This is a genomic window from Stenotrophomonas sp. HMSC10F07 (genome assembly GCF_001807895.1).
Taxonomy (GTDB): Bacteria; Pseudomonadota; Gammaproteobacteria; order Xanthomonadales; family Xanthomonadaceae; genus Stenotrophomonas; species Stenotrophomonas sepilia.
This window is the reverse complement of record NZ_KV791448.1, coordinates 1-16,907: the sequence shown is the minus strand read 5'-3', so window position 1 is coordinate 16,907 and position 16,907 is coordinate 1. Positions and strand designations below refer to the sequence as shown.

Sequence of the window (16,907 nt, the reverse complement as noted above, 5' to 3'; positions counted from 1 at the left end):
TCTCCTCGCAGACGACGAGCCACCTGCGGATGCGAGGTGGCGGACGGTGCGGGTTGGCGTACCGGAGGTCCGACATTCAGCAAAAAGACTCCAGCGGATTCTGATGAATCCCCACGCACCGCCCGCCGAAGCAAGGCACGCGGTGCATTTTCGACGACTGACCGAGGGGCCGTCGAAGATTGCTGAATGTTGGATTTTTTTCAGGACGCCAATCCCGGCCAGGGCACCTGCCCCGGCCGCCCCATCTGGCCATCACGTAGCGCTGTGATCTGTAAGGAAATTCTCAAGCCGCAGTTGAGGGTACGAATGCGTGCATGCGGACACGCACGCGGCGTGGCGGCGATCACGGTGATGTCGTGTTGGGCTTCTGGCCCATCACGACTGCAAAGTTAATTTGATGGCACAAGCGACACAGGGCGCAACACGAACCCGGTGTAGAGCCGAGCCAATGCTCGGCTCCGGGAAGCCACCGCAGCCGAGCGCGGGCTCGGCTCTACAAACGTGGAGCACCCACCAAAGTAAAGCCCCTTACAACGGCTTCGGCGAGAACGTCAGGGTGGCGATCACGCCGCGCTCGCCACCGGGGCGCACGCTCACCTGCCAGCCATACAGATCGCACAGGCGGCTGACGATCGACAGGCCGATGCCGCCGCCCTGCGAATGGCCGGCATGCGTGCCGCGATAGCCCCGCTGGAACAGTTTGGCGGCATCCTCTTCGCTCAGCCCCGGTCCGCTGTCGGTCACCGACACCGAATTGCTGCCGACAAAGACGCGCACTTCGCCATCCTGCGAGTACTTCACCGCGTTGCCGATCAGGTTGCCCAGCGCCACCGACAACGCGGCTTCCGGCGCATCGATCACCAGGTTGCGCTCGCCTTCCAGTGCCAGTTCCAATGGCTTGCCGCCCAGCTGTGCACGGTGGGCGTCCAGCAGCTGTTCGGCCACGCGGGCGACGTTGCTGGTGCCCTGCCCGCGTTCATTGCGCGACAGCAGCAGCAGTGCGCCGATCAGGTCGCTGCACTGTTGTTCGGCGCGCTGGATGCGCTGCAGACGCTGCAGCACCTTCTCATCCAGGCCGGGCCGGGTCAGCAGCAGTTCGGTGGCGCCACGGATCACCGCCAGCGGCGTGCGCAGCTCGTGGCTGACGTCGGCATTGAACTCACGGTCGCGCTGCACCACTTCGGTCAGCCGCGACGAATAATCATCCAGCGCCTGCGCCAGTTGCCCCACTTCGTCATCGGGGAAACGTGGCGCCAGCGGCTCGGGCTCGCTCGTGCCGCCGCGATAGGCACGCAGCCGCGCGGCCAGGTCCGAGACCGGCTTCATCACCTTCGACGCCGACCACCAGCCCAGCACCAGCGACAACAGGCTGAAGACCAGCACCGACAGCACCAGCGCGCGGTTGAGCTGCTGCCCGCCGCGCACGCTGTCGGTCATGTCGTAGGCCAGGAATGCCCAGGCGTCGGGCGTCTTGCGCACGGCCAGCTTGTACGAATAGCGCTGGCCGCGCTCATCCACGCCGCCCATGTTGTACAGGCCATCCTTGAACTCGTACCAGTCTGGCTCTTCCTCGCGCAGCGCCTCGAACTTGTCAGGCTTGATCAGGCGCGCACGCATCTGCTGCACGGGCAGGTCGGGGTTGCGATCCGGGCTCTCGTAGAACCGCCGCACGTACTCGTTGATGTTGCGGTTCATCACGTCTTCCACCAGCTGGTTTTCCACGCGCATGCGGGCCCAGTTGGTGGCGAACGCGAACAGTGTCGTCAGGCAGAAGCCCAACAACACGAACGAGACGATGATGCGGCTGCGCAGGCGCCGCCGATACGGCGAACGCCGGCGCTCCCCCTTGGTTGCCACGGAATCAGGCTTCCGGGGTAGCGATGCGGTATCCGATGCCATGGCGGGTCTGGATCAGCGGCACTTCAAACGGCTTGTCGACCACCGCACGCAGGCCGTGGATGTGGACACGCAGCGAATCCGAATCGGGCAGCTCTTCGCCCCAGACGCGGGTCTCCAGTTCCTGGCGGGTAACCACGGCCGGCGCGGCCTCCATCAGGGCCTGCAGAATCTTCAGCGCGGTCGGGTTGAGCTGCAGCAGCTTGCCCTGGCGACGCACTTCCAGCGTGTCCAGGTTGTATTCCAGATCGCCGGTTTCCAGCACGCGGGTCTGCACGCCCTTGCCGCGGCGCGACAAAGCGTTCAAGCGCACTTCCACTTCCTGCAGCGCGAACGGCTTGATCAGGTAGTCATCGGCGCCGGAATCGAAACCGGCCAGCTTGTTGTCCAGCGAGTCGCGGGCGGTCAGCATCAGCACCGGGGTCTGCTTGCGCGCTTCGTTGCGCAGCTTGCGGCACACTTCGATGCCGTCCATGCCCGGCAGGTTCAGGTCCAACACGATGGCGTCGAACTCGTGGACCACCGCCAGGTGCAGGCCGGTCACGCCGTCGGCGGCGAAGTCCACGGTGTGGCCACGATCCTCAAGGTAGTCGCCAAGGTTGGCGGCGATGTCGCTGTTGTCTTCGATTACGAGAATGCGCACTGGGACCTCTGGTTCTTGAAGGGTCGTCGGGGGGCCAGGCCCACCTGCTCAGGATGCCCCTGTGCGGGTGGACGCGACGTCTACCTGCTGAACGATACAGGTTCCATTCTTAACATTTCGTACCGGAGGGAGGACACCGGCAAACGCCCCCGGGGCGAGCGCTCAGCGGCTGATGCGCTGCTGGTCGGTCAGCGCCCGGCGGCTCTCTTCCTGGGCTTTGCGACGCTGGGCCACGGTCAGGCAGACGCTGGTCGGCATGTTGCTGCCGGTCAGGCGCTCGCGGCGGCAGATCATGCGGCTGTCGGCCTGGGCGCGGGTCATGATGGTGTTGACGATCTCCTGCTCGTTGAACAGGTCGTTGCGCTCCTGCGGGGCCAGCTCATCCACCTTCTCGCGGCCATTCATCTTGATCCGTATCCGGTTCAGCGCCTGCTGCACGCGGCTCTTGTCCTCCAGCCCGATCTCGCTGTAGTCCTCGCTGCCCATGGCCGTTTCAACGCGGCGGATCTGCTCGGATACCGGGGTGAAGGAATCCATCTGCACGGTGTCCTTCTGCGCCTTGGCCTGCACGGTGGCCACCAGGCCGAGCGACAGCATCAGGGCGAGCGTAGTGGTGCGGTACATGACGAGCTCCATGTTCGTCCATGAATAGGGTCTCGACTTTACGGTTCCGCCGATGCGTCCACAAGGGACGCACGGCAGGGTGACCGATGGCGGCCTGCGACCGGTCCAACCACGGTTACGGCTTGTAGTTGTTGAAACGCTGGTTGTCGTTGAGGGCCTTGCGGCTGTCTTCCTGCGCCTTGCGGCGCTGGGCCACGGTCAGGCAGACGCTCTGCGGCATGTTGCTGCCGGTGGTGCGCTCGCGGCGGCAGACCATGCGGCTGTCGGCATGGGCGCGGGTCATGATCGTGTTGATCACTTCCTGGTCGTTGAAGATCTCGGTGCGGTCCTGCGGGCTCAACTGCTCTACCCGTTCGTGGTCGCCCATCTTGATCTTGATACGGCCCAGCGCCTGCTGCACACGGCTTTTGTCTTCCAGCCCGATCTCGCTGTAGTCCTCGGTGTTGATCGCCGTCTCAACGTTGCGGATCTGTTCGGCCACCGGTGCGTTGGCGTCGAACTTCACCTGCCCTTTCTCGGGCTTGGCGTGCGCGGTGGTGGCCAGTGCCAGGCCCAGCATCAGGGCGAAGGGGGTCATGCGCTGCATTGTTACCTCCAGGTTCTTCCATGAGTGGAACACCGACCCTGCGGTGCCATCGACACGCCGTTACGGCACCCCGGTGGACCGAAAGGCGGTGCGGTCAACGCCCGGCGGGCGGTGGGCTGAGCGTGTTGTAGCTGCGCTGGTCGTTGATCAGCGCCTTGCCTTTCTCTTCGATCCGGCGCCGTTCGGCCACGGTCAGACAGCGGCTCCTGGGCATGTTGCTGCCGGTGGTGCGTTCGTACCTGCAGATCTGCCGGCTGTCGTCATGGCCACGCGCCATCAGGGTGTTGATGCGTTCCTGCTCGTTGAAGACCTCGGCCTGCAACTGCGGCGGCAGCTCCTGCACGGTCTGGCGTTCGCCCATGTGCTGGCGGATACGCGACAGCGCCTGCTGCACCTGGCCGCGATCCTCGGCAGACAGTTCGGCATAGTCGGGGGCGGCCAGCGCGGCTTCCACCTGGCGCATCTGCTCGGCGACCGAGCCCTGCCGGTCCATCTGTACAGCGACTTTCTCCGGCTTGGCGGCAACAGCGCCAGACAGGCCCAGCAGCAACGCGATCGTCATGATGCGGTACATCGCCAACCTCCCGATCCATCCCGGAACGAAGGGCCAACTCTACGACCGTCACGCGGCCTCCACAAGAGACCTTGGGCACAGAGCCGACAGGCATAAAAAAGGCCCAGGCGGTGCACCCGCCTGGGCCTGAAGTCGTATCCCGATACCGATCCTGCTGAGAGGCAGAGCTGCGGTTCGCTGAAGCCTACGCCGGGGCCGATTAAAGCCTCGTTAAAGGCCCGGATCATTTACCCATGAGAATCACAACCCTATGAATAATCAAGGCTTTTTGATCTTCTCTACGTGTTCGATGATGCGTGTGGCCACGTCCACACCGCAGGCCGCTTCGATGCCCTCCAGCCCCGGCGTGGAGTTGACCTCCAGCACCAGCGGGCCGCGCGCGGAGCGGATCAGGTCCACGCCGCACACCGACAGGCCCAGCGCCTTGGCCGAACGCACCGCCACCTGCTGCTCGGCGCGACTGGCCTTGGCCGCCACGGCGGTGCCGCCAGCGTGCAGGTTGGAGCGGAAGTCACCCTCCGGTGCCTGCCGCTGCATCGACGCCACCACCTGGTCGCCCACCACGAAGCAGCGCAGGTCGGCGCCCTTGGCCTCGCCGATGAATTCCTGCATCAGGAAGTTGGCGTACAGGCCGCGCAGCGCTTCGACGATGCCGCGCGAGGCACTGGCCTTTTCGGTCAGGATCACGCCGCGCCCCTGGGTACCTTCATTGAGCTTCACCACATGCGGCGGCGGGCCGAGCATGGACAGCAGATCGACGGTGTCGTCGGGGTTGTCGCCGAACACGGTGACCGGCATGTCGATGCCCTTGGCCGCCAGCAGCTGGTGCGCGCGCAGCTTGTCGCGCGAACGCAGGATGGCATCGGACGGATTGGGCGTGCGTGCGCCCATCAGTTCGAACTGGCGCAGCACGGCGGTGCCGTAGCGGGTGATCGAGGCACCGATGCGCGGAATGACCATGTCCACGCCGGTCATCGGCCGGCCCTTGTAGTGCATGGAAAAGCCATCGGCGGCGATGCGCATGTAGCAGCGCAACGGGTCGAGGATGCGCACGGTGTGGCCGCGCGCGCGCGCCGCCTCGACCAGCCGACGGGTGGAATACAGGGAGCTGTTGCGGGACAGGATGGCGAGCTTCATCGCGGCGGGATCGGTCGGCAGGCGCGCAGCATAGCGCGGGCGTGTGGCGGGCGGATGATGCCCGTCGTCGACGATCTCGAGCGTTGTGGATGAAGCTTCAGCTGTCCCGTTCAGCACTGGCCTGGAAGCCACGGGCCGCTTCGCCCAGCGCCGCCACGCAGGCCATCTGCAGGGCAGAATTGCTGAACGCCTGCTGGTAGATCTGCTCGAGCAGTTCCGCGGCCTTGGGACCACCGGCACGCCCGAGCGCGCGCACGGCCTCAAGCTGCTTGTTCGAGCCGACGCCGGCGGAAAGAAAGATTCGATGGATGCGCTCGACGACGTCGTTCCGGCAGTTCATGGAAGGCAGCTCCTGGTCAGTATCCGCTCACGCTAGTTGGTCGGTGCCGGCCTGCCCATGGGAAAAGTTTGAAGCGTTACGCGCCCCCTCCGCAGCGCCTCTAGGAGTTCTACGAAAATGTCGCTTTCGGCTGGAAGCAGGCGAGCGTGCCGATCACCATGGAAGCGCCTCCCAAAGCGGAAATCCCGATGTCGAAAATGGAGCAACTTGCACAGAAGCTGCAGCAGTCCGCACACGCGGAGCAGGCCAGGGCCGCCGCCGTCGAAAAGCAGTATCAGGACTGGATCCAATCGCTGCATGTGTTGTTCGACACCCTCGAACTATGGCTGCAACCGTTGGTGCAGGCGGAGGTGGCCACGCTGCGCCGGGAAACGGCCACCATCACCGAGCACCCATCATCCGGGGAAGTGAGAACCTACCAAGCCCCCGTCCTGGCCCTGAGCGTCAACGGCAAGGCCGCCTCGATCAAGCCTCTGGCCCGTTTCTGCCTCGGCTGCCAGGGCCGGGTGGATATTCTGGCCCGGGAAAACCAGTGGCACCTGACACGGCAATTGGAACCGGGCGAAGTCTGGTACCTGCACACGCATAATCGCGATCAGGGGCGCGTGCTGGATGCCGACGTGTTGGCCAGCGTGTTCGCGGCGTACTGAGGGGGTCTGAAGGGACCTGCGCGGCGGGAAGCGGCGCGGTCTTGGAGAGCCGCCACATGCCCGCCCTTGCGAAGGTGAAAGTAGAACTTGGGGCGGGACCACACCTTTGCCACAGATGAACGAATTTTTTCGCCCGCAGCTTTGCCAATGGGAGTCGGGACATACACCCATCGCCCTGGCTTTACCTCAAAGCGGTGTTCCCATCTCTTCATCGCGAAGCCCACGAGTAGTTAGATGCCATGTTCATGAGCGCTGCCAGGAAACGGAAAAATCCGCCCCCAAACGACAGCAACGCATGAACTAGGCGGGTCTTACGAATAAATTTCTTCATAAGATCACTCCTCTATTCTTAGCTCCGGCTTGCCTAGCGCAGTGCGCATGGACACTTAACCAACAGCGACCACCGAATAGAGACATGCGGAGTCGAGTAAGTCACTTGGTGACGAATAGAGGGACAGGCGGAAAGCCTATCGCCAGAGCAAGCACAGTTTAACCCAAGGCAGGGCTACATAGTCATCCTCGGCCCCGACTCTTGTTGTTGAGTCTGCTGTTGAGTCTGCTCCATCTGCTGCTGTCGCATCTGGTCCTGCTTAATGACCTCAGCCTGCTGGAGGTTCTGCTGGGCCGGCTCCTGCGAGGCTTCGCGCCCATCGACATGGGCATGAAACATGGGCGCAACTCCCACCCCATGCGGCGCGTAGACCGCGAAGACGTTGTGGGCCCCATCTCGGCCTAGCCCTCCCGTGACTTGATCCACCCGCTTCAGCAACGGGTCCTCGGTCTGCTGCTTGTAGAGGGCCGCTGTGACGTTCCGGCTCTCTTCGTCGTTCCAGTTGCCGGTGCCTCGCACCCAGGAGTGGATCTGCTGATAGGTCGAGTGGTCCGGATGGACGGGATTGTCGGCCAGCACCTGTGAAGGTGACCGAAGCGAGGATGGCTCGATGTCCGGGCGATGCTGCGCTGGGCCCAGTTGGCGCACCTCCACCTCCCGCTGCTGACCGTGGGAGGTATCGACAAATCCGAACGCCTTGCCCTGCCCGCCCAAGTTCAGGCCGGCTCCCTCCAGCTTGGCCGTATCGGTGCCGAGCTCAGCGAGGTTGTAACCCAGGCGCGGCAGGGCTTGCGTCGTGGAGCCTGCGCGCTCCTTCAGCAACACAGCCCCTGCACTCACGGCATAGCTCGCGTAGTAGCCGGCGTAGTTAGACGTGCCCTGGGTTCCCATGCTGCTGTCACTTCGGTCGAAGTGACAAACGGCGACCGCCTCCACTGCGGGACTGGAAATGCTGTTTCCGGTTCGTTGAAGTCCGTGCTCGTCCAAGTGAATGCCCGGCTCAAGCTTTCCGCCTCTCACGCAAGCGGTTGTCGGCTCGACGCGACGCAGAAACTCGGCCTGGTTGAACTCGCCCGTGGTCGTCTCCACCCGGCTGGCCACAGCGTTCATGCTCACCAACTCGGCCAAGGCTTCGTTCTGCCGAGCGGACGCCACGTATTGCTTGGACAGCGCCGTGGCATCAACGACCGACTCGCCGTATTGGATACCGTCTTTGAGCGCGGCATCGAGCTTGAACACAAAGGTGTTCAAGGAAACCTGCGCCGACGGCGCCATCAGCGCGTGCCCGGTCTCGTGCCCCAACGTTCCCGCCAACATGTCCAAGCGGTCTGACCGAATGGACGGCGCGAAAATCGAGGTGTTGATGCTGACGGTGCCTGTCCTGTCATCGTAGTGCCCGCCCTCATTCGGCTGGTTGGACACTTCCAGCCGGCGCAAGGTTCCCAGGTCGATGGCCTGTGTCATGACCGAAGCAAGGTAAGGCGAAGTATCGATGGCTTCACGGAGGTCACGCACCGCGCCCTTGGGGAGGCCCGGCTGTTGCTCCAGGTTCTGGAGCAACCGGTCAATGTCGCGCCGATCAGCCATCACGCGGCTCCATTTCGAGCCTGACCCGCGAAACGCAGCGTGGGTCGTCGTGCTTGTCCGTGCTGACGACCACATACAATCCAAGCCCGTCTGCGAGTGCTCGCTCGAAGTAGACCGTCGGCTTGAAGCCCACCGCGCTCTTGGTCACACCAAACCCTGCGGCAACCAATGGGTCATGCAGCGATTTGAACGACAGGTCGCAGGCTTCGGACGGCCGCACTGTGAGCTCGATGGTATGGCCAGGATGACGCGCGTAAGGCTTCCACACGGCGAACTCGTAGTGCCCCACACCCAGTGTGCCCTGGAGCCCTGTTCGCCGCCCTTGACTGTCTGGTGTCACCTCAAGCCCTGACACGAGCGCAACATGCACCGGGGCCATGTCTGCTCTGGTTTCGAAAGATTTGGCCATGCGAACGATGGCCTCGACCAATGCACCTGACGTTAGTGCTGGGCCTTGCGGCAGTGGTGGGTAATCGCCCGACACCACAGCATTGGGAGCGGCTCGCCGGCTGGCCTCGTCTGCGGCCCTGTCCGCACTAGCAGCGGCTTTGTCTTGCTCGGAGCGCACGTCTGCGGCGCTGGGGGGATGTCCTTCCATCGTTTTCTCCTGAGAGGCGTAACCACTCGCCGGTCCTTGAGCACAGGCCAGCGTTCCTAACGAAAGGGTAAGCACCACAATGCTGTGAATCAGTAAGCGCAAGCTGAGCCTCCGTGAGTGCTCGATGCCCTTGGTTGCCACCAGAGTCTAACCGTCAGGTGCGGCGGGCGTCCCAGAATGGAATCACGCTCTCGGATCACTGGCACCATCAGCACCGTCTACGACAGCGAAGTCACTCACCGACGTCCCCCCCGTCCTGAGTAGCAGTCGGGTTTATAGTCCGGGGTTGATGATATCGCTGTTGGCAAGTTGTTGTGCATAGGCGGCTGGTGTCATACCGCCGATTGCTTTCTTGGGCCGATCTTCGTTGTACTCGCGTCGCCACCGTTCGATTTCGGTGCGCGCATGCAGCAGCGTTGGGAACCAGTGTTCATTGAGGCACTCGTCGCGTAAGCGGCCATTGAACGATTCCACGTAGGCGTTCTGGTTTGGCTTGCCGGGTTGGATCAGCCGTAGCTGCACACCCCGGTCATGCGTCCAGGCGACCATCGCTTTGCCGCAAAATTCCTTGCCATTGTCGGTACGGATCACCTTCGGCAAACCGCGACTGTGTGCCAGCCGATCCAGCACGCGCACAACGCCGTGGCCGGAGATCGCGCGCTCCACGTCGATGGCGATCGCTTCATGCGTGGCATCATCCACGATCACCAGGCACTTGATTGCCCGGCCTTCGGCGGTGCGGTCGAATACGAAGTCCATCGACCACACCTGATTGGCCTGCGATGGCCGCAGCAGCGGTTGACGTTCGCCTACTGGGACCTTCTTGCGCCTGCGGCGCCGCACTTGCAGGTGCTGCTCGCGGTACAACCGCTCCACGCGCTTGTAGTTCACCAGGCGTCCTTCCTGTCGCAGCTTGAGATAGATCATCCCCACGCCGTAGCGGCGATGGCGATGCGCCACGCAACAATGCGCTCACGCAGCTCGTCATTGCGATCCTCACGCGGACAATAGCGCAGTGCACTGGCGCTCATGCCGATCGCTGTCAGATCGCAACGTTCGCTGGCGCCGCCTTGGATCCACTCGCGCACCAGCGCACGACGCGCCGGTGCGCTGACTATTTTTTTCGCAAGGCATCCTTGATCAGGTCGTTCTGGAACACCTGCTCGGCCAGCAACTTCTTCAGCCGCGTGTTCTCGGCCTCCAGATCCTTGAGCCGCTTGGCATCGGGCACACTCATGCCGCCGAACTTGCTGCGCCACAGGTAGTAGGAGGCCTCGCTGAACCCATGCCGTCGGCACAGGTCCTTGATTGCCATGCCGGCCTCGGCTTCGCGCAGGAAGCCGATGATCTGTTCTTCAGAAAAACGCTTCTTCACGTCCAATCTCCTCGGGGTAGGGAATTGGACTCCAAACCAAGGTGCTACTCAAACTGGGGGGGACGTCGGTCCGGCAGCGTCACGTCTTTCAGCGTGAGCTCTTTGATGTCCCCACTGCGGACCTTTTCCAGCAGTTCGTCCAGATCCACGGTCATCCCTTTCCGCATGGCATCGAATGCCATCGATAGTGCCATCCCCATCGTGGCCGCCGCCAGCCTGGCGTGGTCCCCACGGCGGTTTCCCAGCGATCGGACAAGGTAACGCGAGCCAATCAGGGCTCGAAGATCGGTGGGAACAAAAAAGCGCGCATACAAGCCAGCAGAGCGCGACATCATCAGAGGCTTGGGCAAGATTGATACCTCGATTGATACCTCAAGGGGCATCGCTCGGAATCATCAATCGGCCAAAATATTCAACCAAGTCAGACACTTAGAGACTTGACGAAAGCTCTGGAGCGGGCGATGGGAATCGAACCCACGTCAGTAGCTTGGGAAGCTACAGCTCTACCATTGAGCTACGCCCGCAGTGCGCGGTGAAAGTCTATGCGGTTGGGCCAGTGTTGCGCAATGGCAGCATGCCGCAATGGGGTCACAGCCGCTTCCTGGCAGAAACGGATCCGCCCCCTGATACAACAGGTCGGAGCCCTTTCCCTGCGGAAAGGGCTCCGACCCCGGCGATTGCTGCTTAGAACGTGCCGCTGAAGTTGGCGAACAGGGTGGCGTCCTGCGCACGCTTCTGGCCGGTCGACGCGCTCAGGCCGAAGTTGCTCTGCAGCCCGAACAGTTCGGTGCGGGCACCCAGCACGACGGTGGCGTAGTTCTTGTCGAACTTCAGGCCCGGCACGCGGTAGCTGCCCAGTTCCGGCAGGGTCTGCAGCCAGGCGCTGGCCTGCTTGGTGTCCTCGAACTCGTGGTCGTAGGTCACCTGCGCGTACGGCTTGAGGGTGCCGCCATCGAAGCGGGCCTGCCAGCCGATGCGGCCGACGGTCGAATCGACATTCTGGCGGTCGTAGCCCAGTGCGGTTGCCAGCGTGCCGGCCGCGGCGCTTTCGGTGTAACCGTCGATCTTCACCTTCTGCCAGATCACCGAAGCGATCGGGCCGTGACGGAAGCCGCCTTCGGTGCCGAACTCGTAACCGGCGTTCAGGGCGGCGGTCAGGTTGCTGCCGTCCGGCGAACCACCATGCTCACGGGTGGCCGGGCCCAGCTGGACCTTGCGGTTCACGTCATAGGACAGCCAGGTGTAGCTGACCTGACCGTTCACCCAGATGCGGTCGCCGTACCAGCCAGCGAACAGACCGGCCGAGGTGTCCTTCTGGGTGAAGTCGCCGCGGTTGTTGCCGAAGTCGGCGTTGAGGCGACCGAAACCGGCGAAGCCGCCGAACACCATGCCGTCGCGTGCCCAGTCGATACCGAACAGGCCGGCCGGGGCCAGCCCGTCGTACAGGTCGGCGTGGTCGTAGCGCTGCAGGTCACCCCGCACGCCCCCCCACCAGGACAGGCCGTCAGCCGGACGGCCGCCCAGGTGCATGCTGACCTGGTCGGCGCGCGAGCGGCCGATGGTCTGCGCCGAGTGACTCAGCACCTGCTGCAGGCGCGGCGCTTCCAGCACCGACACGGCGTACTGGCCCAGCAGCTGATGGCCGGCGGTGGTCGGGTGCACGCCATCGGCGAACAGGTAGGTGTTGGCTGCATCCGGGCTGACGTAGCTGGTCGGGTTGCAGGTCAGGATGCTCTGCGTCGAGTTGGCCGGGTCGATCTTGCAGGCGGTGCTGGTGACGTTGGTGAAACCGTACATGCCCGGGTTGGCGGTCACTTCACGCAGGATGCTGAAGGTATCGAGCGGAATGAACTCGATGCCCGCCTGCTTCAGGCCACCGTACAGGGCCTTGTTGTAGCCGGCCGACAGTGCGGTGGCGGCGGCGGCATTGGGGCCGCGGAACTGTGGGGTGATGCCCACATCCGGCAGGTTCGGTACCAGCACGTACTGGGCGCCGGCCTGCTTCAGCGCACCCACCAGCGCGATCTGGTCGGTGACCGCTGCGCCGATGATGCCCTGCACCTGGGCCTGCGACGCGCCACCTGCCGCCGCGCGGGTGGCCGCGAACAGATCATTGGCGCCTCCCCATACGGTGTACAGGGCGTTGCCGTCAGCCTTGCCACCGTTCGCGGCAAGGTAGCGGGTTGCTTGCGACTTCAGCGACGGAATCACGCCCAGGCCACCGGCCTCGTCCACCGACACGCGGGCACCGCCGACTGCATAGTTGTCACCGCTCTGGCCGTTGCCGTTGGCGGCGCCATTGAGGCCATAGTAGTTGGCGACCTGCTGCGACCACACCCAACCCGGGTTGGTGGTGAACTGGCCGGTCACCGGACGCACATCGGCCGGCAGCAGCGGGCGGAAATAGCCGGCATCGGTCAGGCTGTCGCCGAAGAACACGGCCTTGGAATACGGGGATTCGCCTGCCATGGCCGGAACCGCGGCCAGCGCGATCGCGGCCGCCATCAGGGAGCGGATCGGGCGTTTGCTGAGCAGCATGTAAGAAACTCCTGTGGGGATATCGTTGAGGACCCGGCGGACGTACGCCGGCGCACGGTGAATGGTTTCACTGCGCCGCGTTTTGCTCACGCTGCGCCGCCGCATGGATTGTCGCCCGGCAGCGTCGGACAACGCTGTGCCGGGGCTGGCGGCCGAGGCAATTTGCAAGGGTTCCGATCCGCGCAGGCCGTAGGCGACAATGCGGCGATGAACATCCAGCTCAACGGCGAACCCCGTACCCTGCCCGCCTCGGCGACCCTCCACGATCTGCTGCAGGCCGAGCAGTTGCTGCAACGCCGGGTCGCGGTCGAGGTCAACGGCGAAATCGTCAGCCGCAGCCGCCATGGCGAGCACGTCCTGGCCGAGGGCGACGTGGTGGAGATCGTGCACGCGCTGGGTGGGGGCTGAGGCTGCGCGGGTGTTCAGGGGTCAGATCCCTTTGCCGGTGGCAAAGGGATCTGACCCCACGCTCGACCCCGCCCTCTACGTGACCCCATCTTCAGGCGGATAAGCGATAATCGCGCCATGAACGTTCATGTCTCCCCCGATTCGCTGGTGATCGCCGGCAAGACCTATGGCTCGCGGCTGCTGACCGGCACCGGCAAGTTCAAGGACCTGGAAGAAACCCGCCTGGCGACCGAGGCCGCTGGTGCCCAGATCGTCACCGTGGCCATCCGCCGCACCAACATCGGGCAGAACCCGGGCGAGCCGAACCTGCTGGACGTGCTGCCGCCGGAGCGCTTCACCATCCTGCCCAACACCGCCGGCTGCTACACCGCCGAGGACGCGGTGCGTACGTGCCGCCTGGCCCGTGAACTGCTGGACGGCCACAACCTGACGAAGCTGGAAGTGCTCGGCGACCAGAAGACCCTGTACCCGGACGTGATGCAGACCCTGAAGGCCGCCGAGCAGCTGGTCAAGGACGGTTTCGAGGTGATGGTCTATACCTCCGACGACCCGATCCTGGCCAAGCGCCTGGAAGAGATCGGCTGCGCTGCGGTGATGCCGCTGGCCGCGCCGATCGGTTCGGGCCTGGGCATCCAGAACAAGTACAACCTGCTGCAGATCATCGAAGACGCCAAGGTGCCGATCATCGTTGATGCCGGCGTGGGTACCGCGTCGGACGCGGCGATCGCGATGGAGCTGGGCTGCGACGGCGTGCTGATGAACACCGCCATTGCCGGTGCGCGCAGCCCGGTGCTGATGGCCAGCGCGATGCGCAAGGCGGTCGAGGCCGGCCGCGAGGCCTTCCTGGCCGGGCGCATCCCGCGCAAGCGCTACGCCAGCGCCTCCTCGCCGGTGGACGGGCTGATCGGCTGATGACCAATCCTTTTGACAGCGCCGGTTCCAAGGCCCCGCCCAAGCCCTTCACCGTGAGCGAGGGCCGACGCGAGGTGCGCAGCTTCGTATTGCGCCAAGGCCGTTTCACTCCCGCCCAGCAGCGCGCGTTCGACGAACGCTGGCCGCGCTTCGGCATCGATTACAACGGCCAGCCGCGCGACCTGGACGCCACCTTCGGCCGCCCGGCACACAAGGTGCTGGAGATCGGCTTCGGCAACGGTGCCGCGCTGCGCTTCGCGGCCCAGCACGACCCATCGCGCGACTACATCGGCATCGAGGTGCACGCCCCGGGCGTGGGCCGGCTGCTGAACGCGCTGGCCGAGGACAATGCCGACCACGTGCGCCTGTACCACCACGACGCGGTGGAAGTGCTGCAGAACGAGATCGCCGACGGCGCACTCGATGAAGTGCGCATCTACTTCCCGGACCCGTGGCACAAGAAGCGCCACAACAAGCGCCGCCTGCTGCAGCCGGCATTCGCCGAACTGCTGGTGCGCAAGCTGCGCCCGGGGGGCCGCCTGCACTGCGCGACCGACTGGGAAGACTACGCCGAGCAGATGTGGGACGTGCTCGACGCAACCGCCGGGCTGGTCAACCGCGCCGGCCCGCGGGGCAGCGTGCCGCGCCCGGACTGGCGCCCGCAGACGCACTTCGAGACCCGCGGCCAGAAGCTGGGCCACGGCGTCTGGGACCTGCTGTACGACCGCACCTGACGATCGCCTGAGGACGCCGCGCCCCACATGGATACCGCGCTGACGCTGACCAACGACATGAAGCTCGTGCTCGGGCTGGTCGGCTTCACGATGGCGATGTTCCTGTTCGAGCGCATCCGCGCCGACGTGGTCGCGCTGGTGGTGCTGGTGGTGCTTGGTGTCACTGGGCTGATCGCGCCGGAGGAGATCTTCGGCGGTTTCTCCGGTAACGCGGTGATGAGCATCATCGCCACCACCATCCTCGGTGCGGGCCTGGACCGCACCGGGGCGCTGAACCGGCTGGCGGCCTGGCTGCTGCGGCGCGGCCACGGTGTCGAGCAACGGCTGCTGATGATGACCACCGCCATCGCCGGCCTGAACTCCTCCTTCATGCAGAACCCGTCGGTGATGGCGTTGTATCTGCCGGTTGCCTCACGACTGGCAGCGCGCACCGGGCTGACGATGCAGCGCCTGCTGCTGCCGATCTCGGCGGCGATCGTGATGGGCGGTGCACTGACCATGGTCGGCAATTCGCCGCTGATCCTGCTGAACGATCTGCTGGCCTCGGCCAACAACAACCTTCCCTCCGGCCTGGCCACCATCGAGCCGCTGCGCATGTTCGCGCCGCTGCCGATCGGTGTGGCGTTGCTGATCGCTTCGTTGCTGTACTTCCGCTACTACGGCGACCGCAAGCTGATCGAAGAGGAAAGCCTGGTCAATGACGGGGTCACCCCGGCGCGCACCGAGAGCTACTTCGCCAAGACCTATGGCATCGAAGGCGATGTGTTCGAGCTGGTGGTGACCGCCGAGAGCCCGCTGGTGGGCATGACCCTGGGCGAGGCCGAGACCCTGCACGATGCGCCGCTGCTGCTGGCCCTGAAGACCGGCAACGACACCCGCCTGGCACCGCCGGCGGAGATGCGCATCTGGGTCGGCAGCGTGCTCGGTGCGATGGGACCGCGCCAGCAGATCAGCGACTTCGCGCAGAACCAGTTCCTGCGCATGTCCTCGCGCCTGAAGCACCTGGGTGACCTGTTCAACCCCAGCCGCGCCGGCATTTCCGAGGCAGTGGTGCCACCGACCTCGAACGTGATCGGCAAGAGTGCGGCCGATCTGCGACTTCGCAAGGAGCGCGGCATCAGCCTGCTGGCGATCAACCGCGACAAGCAGGTGATCCGCGAGGACGTGCGCGACGTGCAGCTGCGCGCCGGCGACATGCTGGTGTTCCACAGCATCTGGACCGACCTGGCGCAGGCCGCGCGCAGCCGCGACTTCGTGGTGGTGACCGACTATCCGACCGGCGAGCAGCGCCCGCACAAGTTCAAGATTGCGATGGCGATCTTCGCGCTGACCATCCTGATCGCGCTGACCAGCAAGCTGCCGGTGGCGCTGACGCTGATGACCGGCGTGGCCGGCATGCTGCTGACCGGCGTGCTGCGCATGGACGAGGCGTATGCCTCGATCAACTGGAAGACGGTGTTCATGATGGCCGGGCTGATTCCGCTCGGCTGGGCGATGGACTCCAGCGGTGCGGCCGCGTGGGTGGCCGGCCATACCATCGACAAGCTGCCGACCGGCATTCCGGTGTGGGTGCTGGAGGTGGCGCTGGCGCTGCTGACCACGGCGTTCTCGCTGGTGATCAGCCATGTGGGTGCGACCATCGTGATGGTGCCGATCGCGGTGAACCTGGCACTGGCGGCGGGGGGCAACCCGACCGCGTTCGCGCTGATCGTGGCGCTGTCGGCGTCCAACAACCTGATGACGGCCTCCAACCCGGTGATCTCGATGATCACTGGCCCGGCCAACTACACCCCGCGCGAGATGTGGCGGGTCGGCGGCCCGCTGTCGCTGATCTATACCTGCGTGGTGGTGCTGATGATCAACCTGATGTTCTGAGGTTGGGGGCTGTTTGCAGGGCTGCGCCCTGCACCCGCAGAAGCCGAAGCAACAGCAACAGCAATAGCAACAGCAACAGCGTGCATTCCGTGGGATGGC

The 16,907-nt window shown here is 64.6% G+C and carries 14 protein-coding genes, 1 tRNA gene and 3 pseudogenes; 5 read left to right on the top strand and 13 right to left on the bottom strand.

Features of this window, described 5'->3' with window-relative positions; translation table 11 throughout:
* Positions 1-528 precede the first annotated feature (528 nt).
* From HMPREF3114_RS18790 to HMPREF3114_RS18760, 7 genes are all read right to left on the bottom strand, one after another.
* On the bottom strand, positions 529-1,899 hold the full coding sequence (locus tag HMPREF3114_RS18790; RefSeq protein ID WP_053499207.1) for a sensor histidine kinase: 1,371 nt from the start codon (positions 1,897-1,899) through the stop codon (positions 529-531).
* On the bottom strand, positions 1,862-2,539 hold the full coding sequence (locus HMPREF3114_RS18785; RefSeq protein ID WP_005410804.1) for a response regulator transcription factor: 678 nt from the start codon (positions 2,537-2,539) through the stop codon (positions 1,862-1,864). The genes HMPREF3114_RS18790 and HMPREF3114_RS18785 overlap by 38 nt, the downstream gene beginning before the upstream one ends.
* Positions 2,540-2,701: 162 nt before the next feature.
* Positions 2,702-3,163, bottom strand: a complete 462-nt coding sequence (locus tag HMPREF3114_RS18780; RefSeq protein ID WP_053499209.1) for a hypothetical protein — start codon at positions 3,161-3,163, stop codon at positions 2,702-2,704.
* Positions 3,164-3,278: 115 nt separating this feature from the next.
* Entirely contained in the window at positions 3,279-3,749 is a 471-nt protein-coding gene (locus HMPREF3114_RS18775) for a hypothetical protein (protein WP_005418647.1), read from the bottom strand.
* 94 nt (positions 3,750-3,843) lie between these two features.
* Positions 3,844-4,323, bottom strand: a complete 480-nt coding sequence (locus HMPREF3114_RS18770) for a hypothetical protein (protein WP_053499210.1) — start codon at positions 4,321-4,323, stop codon at positions 3,844-3,846.
* Between the two features lie 258 nt (positions 4,324-4,581).
* Entirely contained in the window at positions 4,582-5,460 is an 879-nt protein-coding gene (gene rimK, locus HMPREF3114_RS18765; RefSeq protein WP_005418651.1) for a 30S ribosomal protein S6--L-glutamate ligase, read from the bottom strand.
* A 97-nt stretch (positions 5,461-5,557) separates the two neighbouring features.
* Positions 5,558-5,800 (bottom strand): hypothetical protein, encoded by a 243-nt coding sequence (locus HMPREF3114_RS18760; RefSeq protein ID WP_053499212.1) that lies wholly within the window; start codon positions 5,798-5,800, stop codon positions 5,558-5,560.
* A 146-nt stretch (positions 5,801-5,946) separates the two neighbouring features.
* Here HMPREF3114_RS18760 and HMPREF3114_RS18755 point away from each other — a divergent pair, with 146 nt between their 5' ends.
* On the top strand, positions 5,947-6,450 hold the full coding sequence (locus HMPREF3114_RS18755) for a hypothetical protein (protein WP_141750853.1): 504 nt from the start codon (positions 5,947-5,949) through the stop codon (positions 6,448-6,450).
* Between the two features lie 505 nt (positions 6,451-6,955).
* On the opposite strand, the pseudogene HMPREF3114_RS21605 reads toward HMPREF3114_RS18755, so the two are convergent.
* The 6 genes and pseudogenes from HMPREF3114_RS21605 to HMPREF3114_RS18720 form a co-directional block, all read right to left on the bottom strand.
* Positions 6,956-7,372: pseudogene (locus HMPREF3114_RS21605) on the bottom strand (XVIPCD domain-containing protein); the annotation flags it as partial.
* A gap of 988 nt (positions 7,373-8,360) precedes the next feature.
* Positions 8,361-8,966 carry a hypothetical protein gene (locus HMPREF3114_RS18745; RefSeq protein WP_070490385.1) on the bottom strand — a complete coding sequence of 202 codons (606 nt, stop codon included), beginning with the start codon at positions 8,964-8,966 and terminating at the stop codon, positions 8,361-8,363.
* 276 nt (positions 8,967-9,242) lie between these two features.
* A pseudogene (locus HMPREF3114_RS18740) lies at positions 9,243-10,341 on the bottom strand (transposase); the annotation flags it as partial.
* Between the two features lie 68 nt (positions 10,342-10,409).
* Positions 10,410-10,724, bottom strand: a pseudogene (locus HMPREF3114_RS18730) (DUF6538 domain-containing protein); the annotation flags it as partial.
* 67 nt (positions 10,725-10,791) lie between these two features.
* Positions 10,792-10,865, bottom strand: a tRNA-Gly gene (locus HMPREF3114_RS18725).
* A 160-nt stretch (positions 10,866-11,025) separates the two neighbouring features.
* Positions 11,026-12,879 carry an autotransporter domain-containing esterase gene (locus HMPREF3114_RS18720; protein WP_053501089.1) on the bottom strand — a complete coding sequence of 618 codons (1,854 nt, stop codon included), beginning with the start codon at positions 12,877-12,879 and terminating at the stop codon, positions 11,026-11,028.
* A gap of 207 nt (positions 12,880-13,086) precedes the next feature.
* Here HMPREF3114_RS18720 and thiS point away from each other — a divergent pair, with 207 nt between their 5' ends.
* The 4 genes from thiS to HMPREF3114_RS18700 all read left to right on the top strand — a co-directional run bounded on the left by thiS (position 13,087) and on the right by HMPREF3114_RS18700 (position 16,808).
* Positions 13,087-13,287: a sulfur carrier protein ThiS gene (gene thiS / locus HMPREF3114_RS18715; RefSeq protein WP_005418796.1), complete on the top strand. Its 201-nt coding sequence runs from the start codon at positions 13,087-13,089 to the stop codon at positions 13,285-13,287.
* Positions 13,288-13,404: 117 nt separating this feature from the next.
* A complete protein-coding gene (locus HMPREF3114_RS18710) occupies positions 13,405-14,199 on the top strand; it encodes a thiazole synthase (protein ID WP_005418798.1) in 795 nt (264 codons plus the stop codon).
* Positions 14,199-14,933: a tRNA (guanosine(46)-N7)-methyltransferase TrmB gene (gene trmB / locus HMPREF3114_RS18705; protein WP_053501092.1), complete on the top strand. Its 735-nt coding sequence runs from the start codon at positions 14,199-14,201 to the stop codon at positions 14,931-14,933. Before HMPREF3114_RS18710 ends, trmB begins: the two co-directional genes overlap by 1 nt.
* A 27-nt stretch (positions 14,934-14,960) precedes the next feature.
* Entirely contained in the window at positions 14,961-16,808 is a 1,848-nt protein-coding gene (locus tag HMPREF3114_RS18700; protein WP_005418803.1) for an SLC13 family permease, read from the top strand.
* The last annotated feature ends 99 nt before the right edge of the window (positions 16,809-16,907 follow it).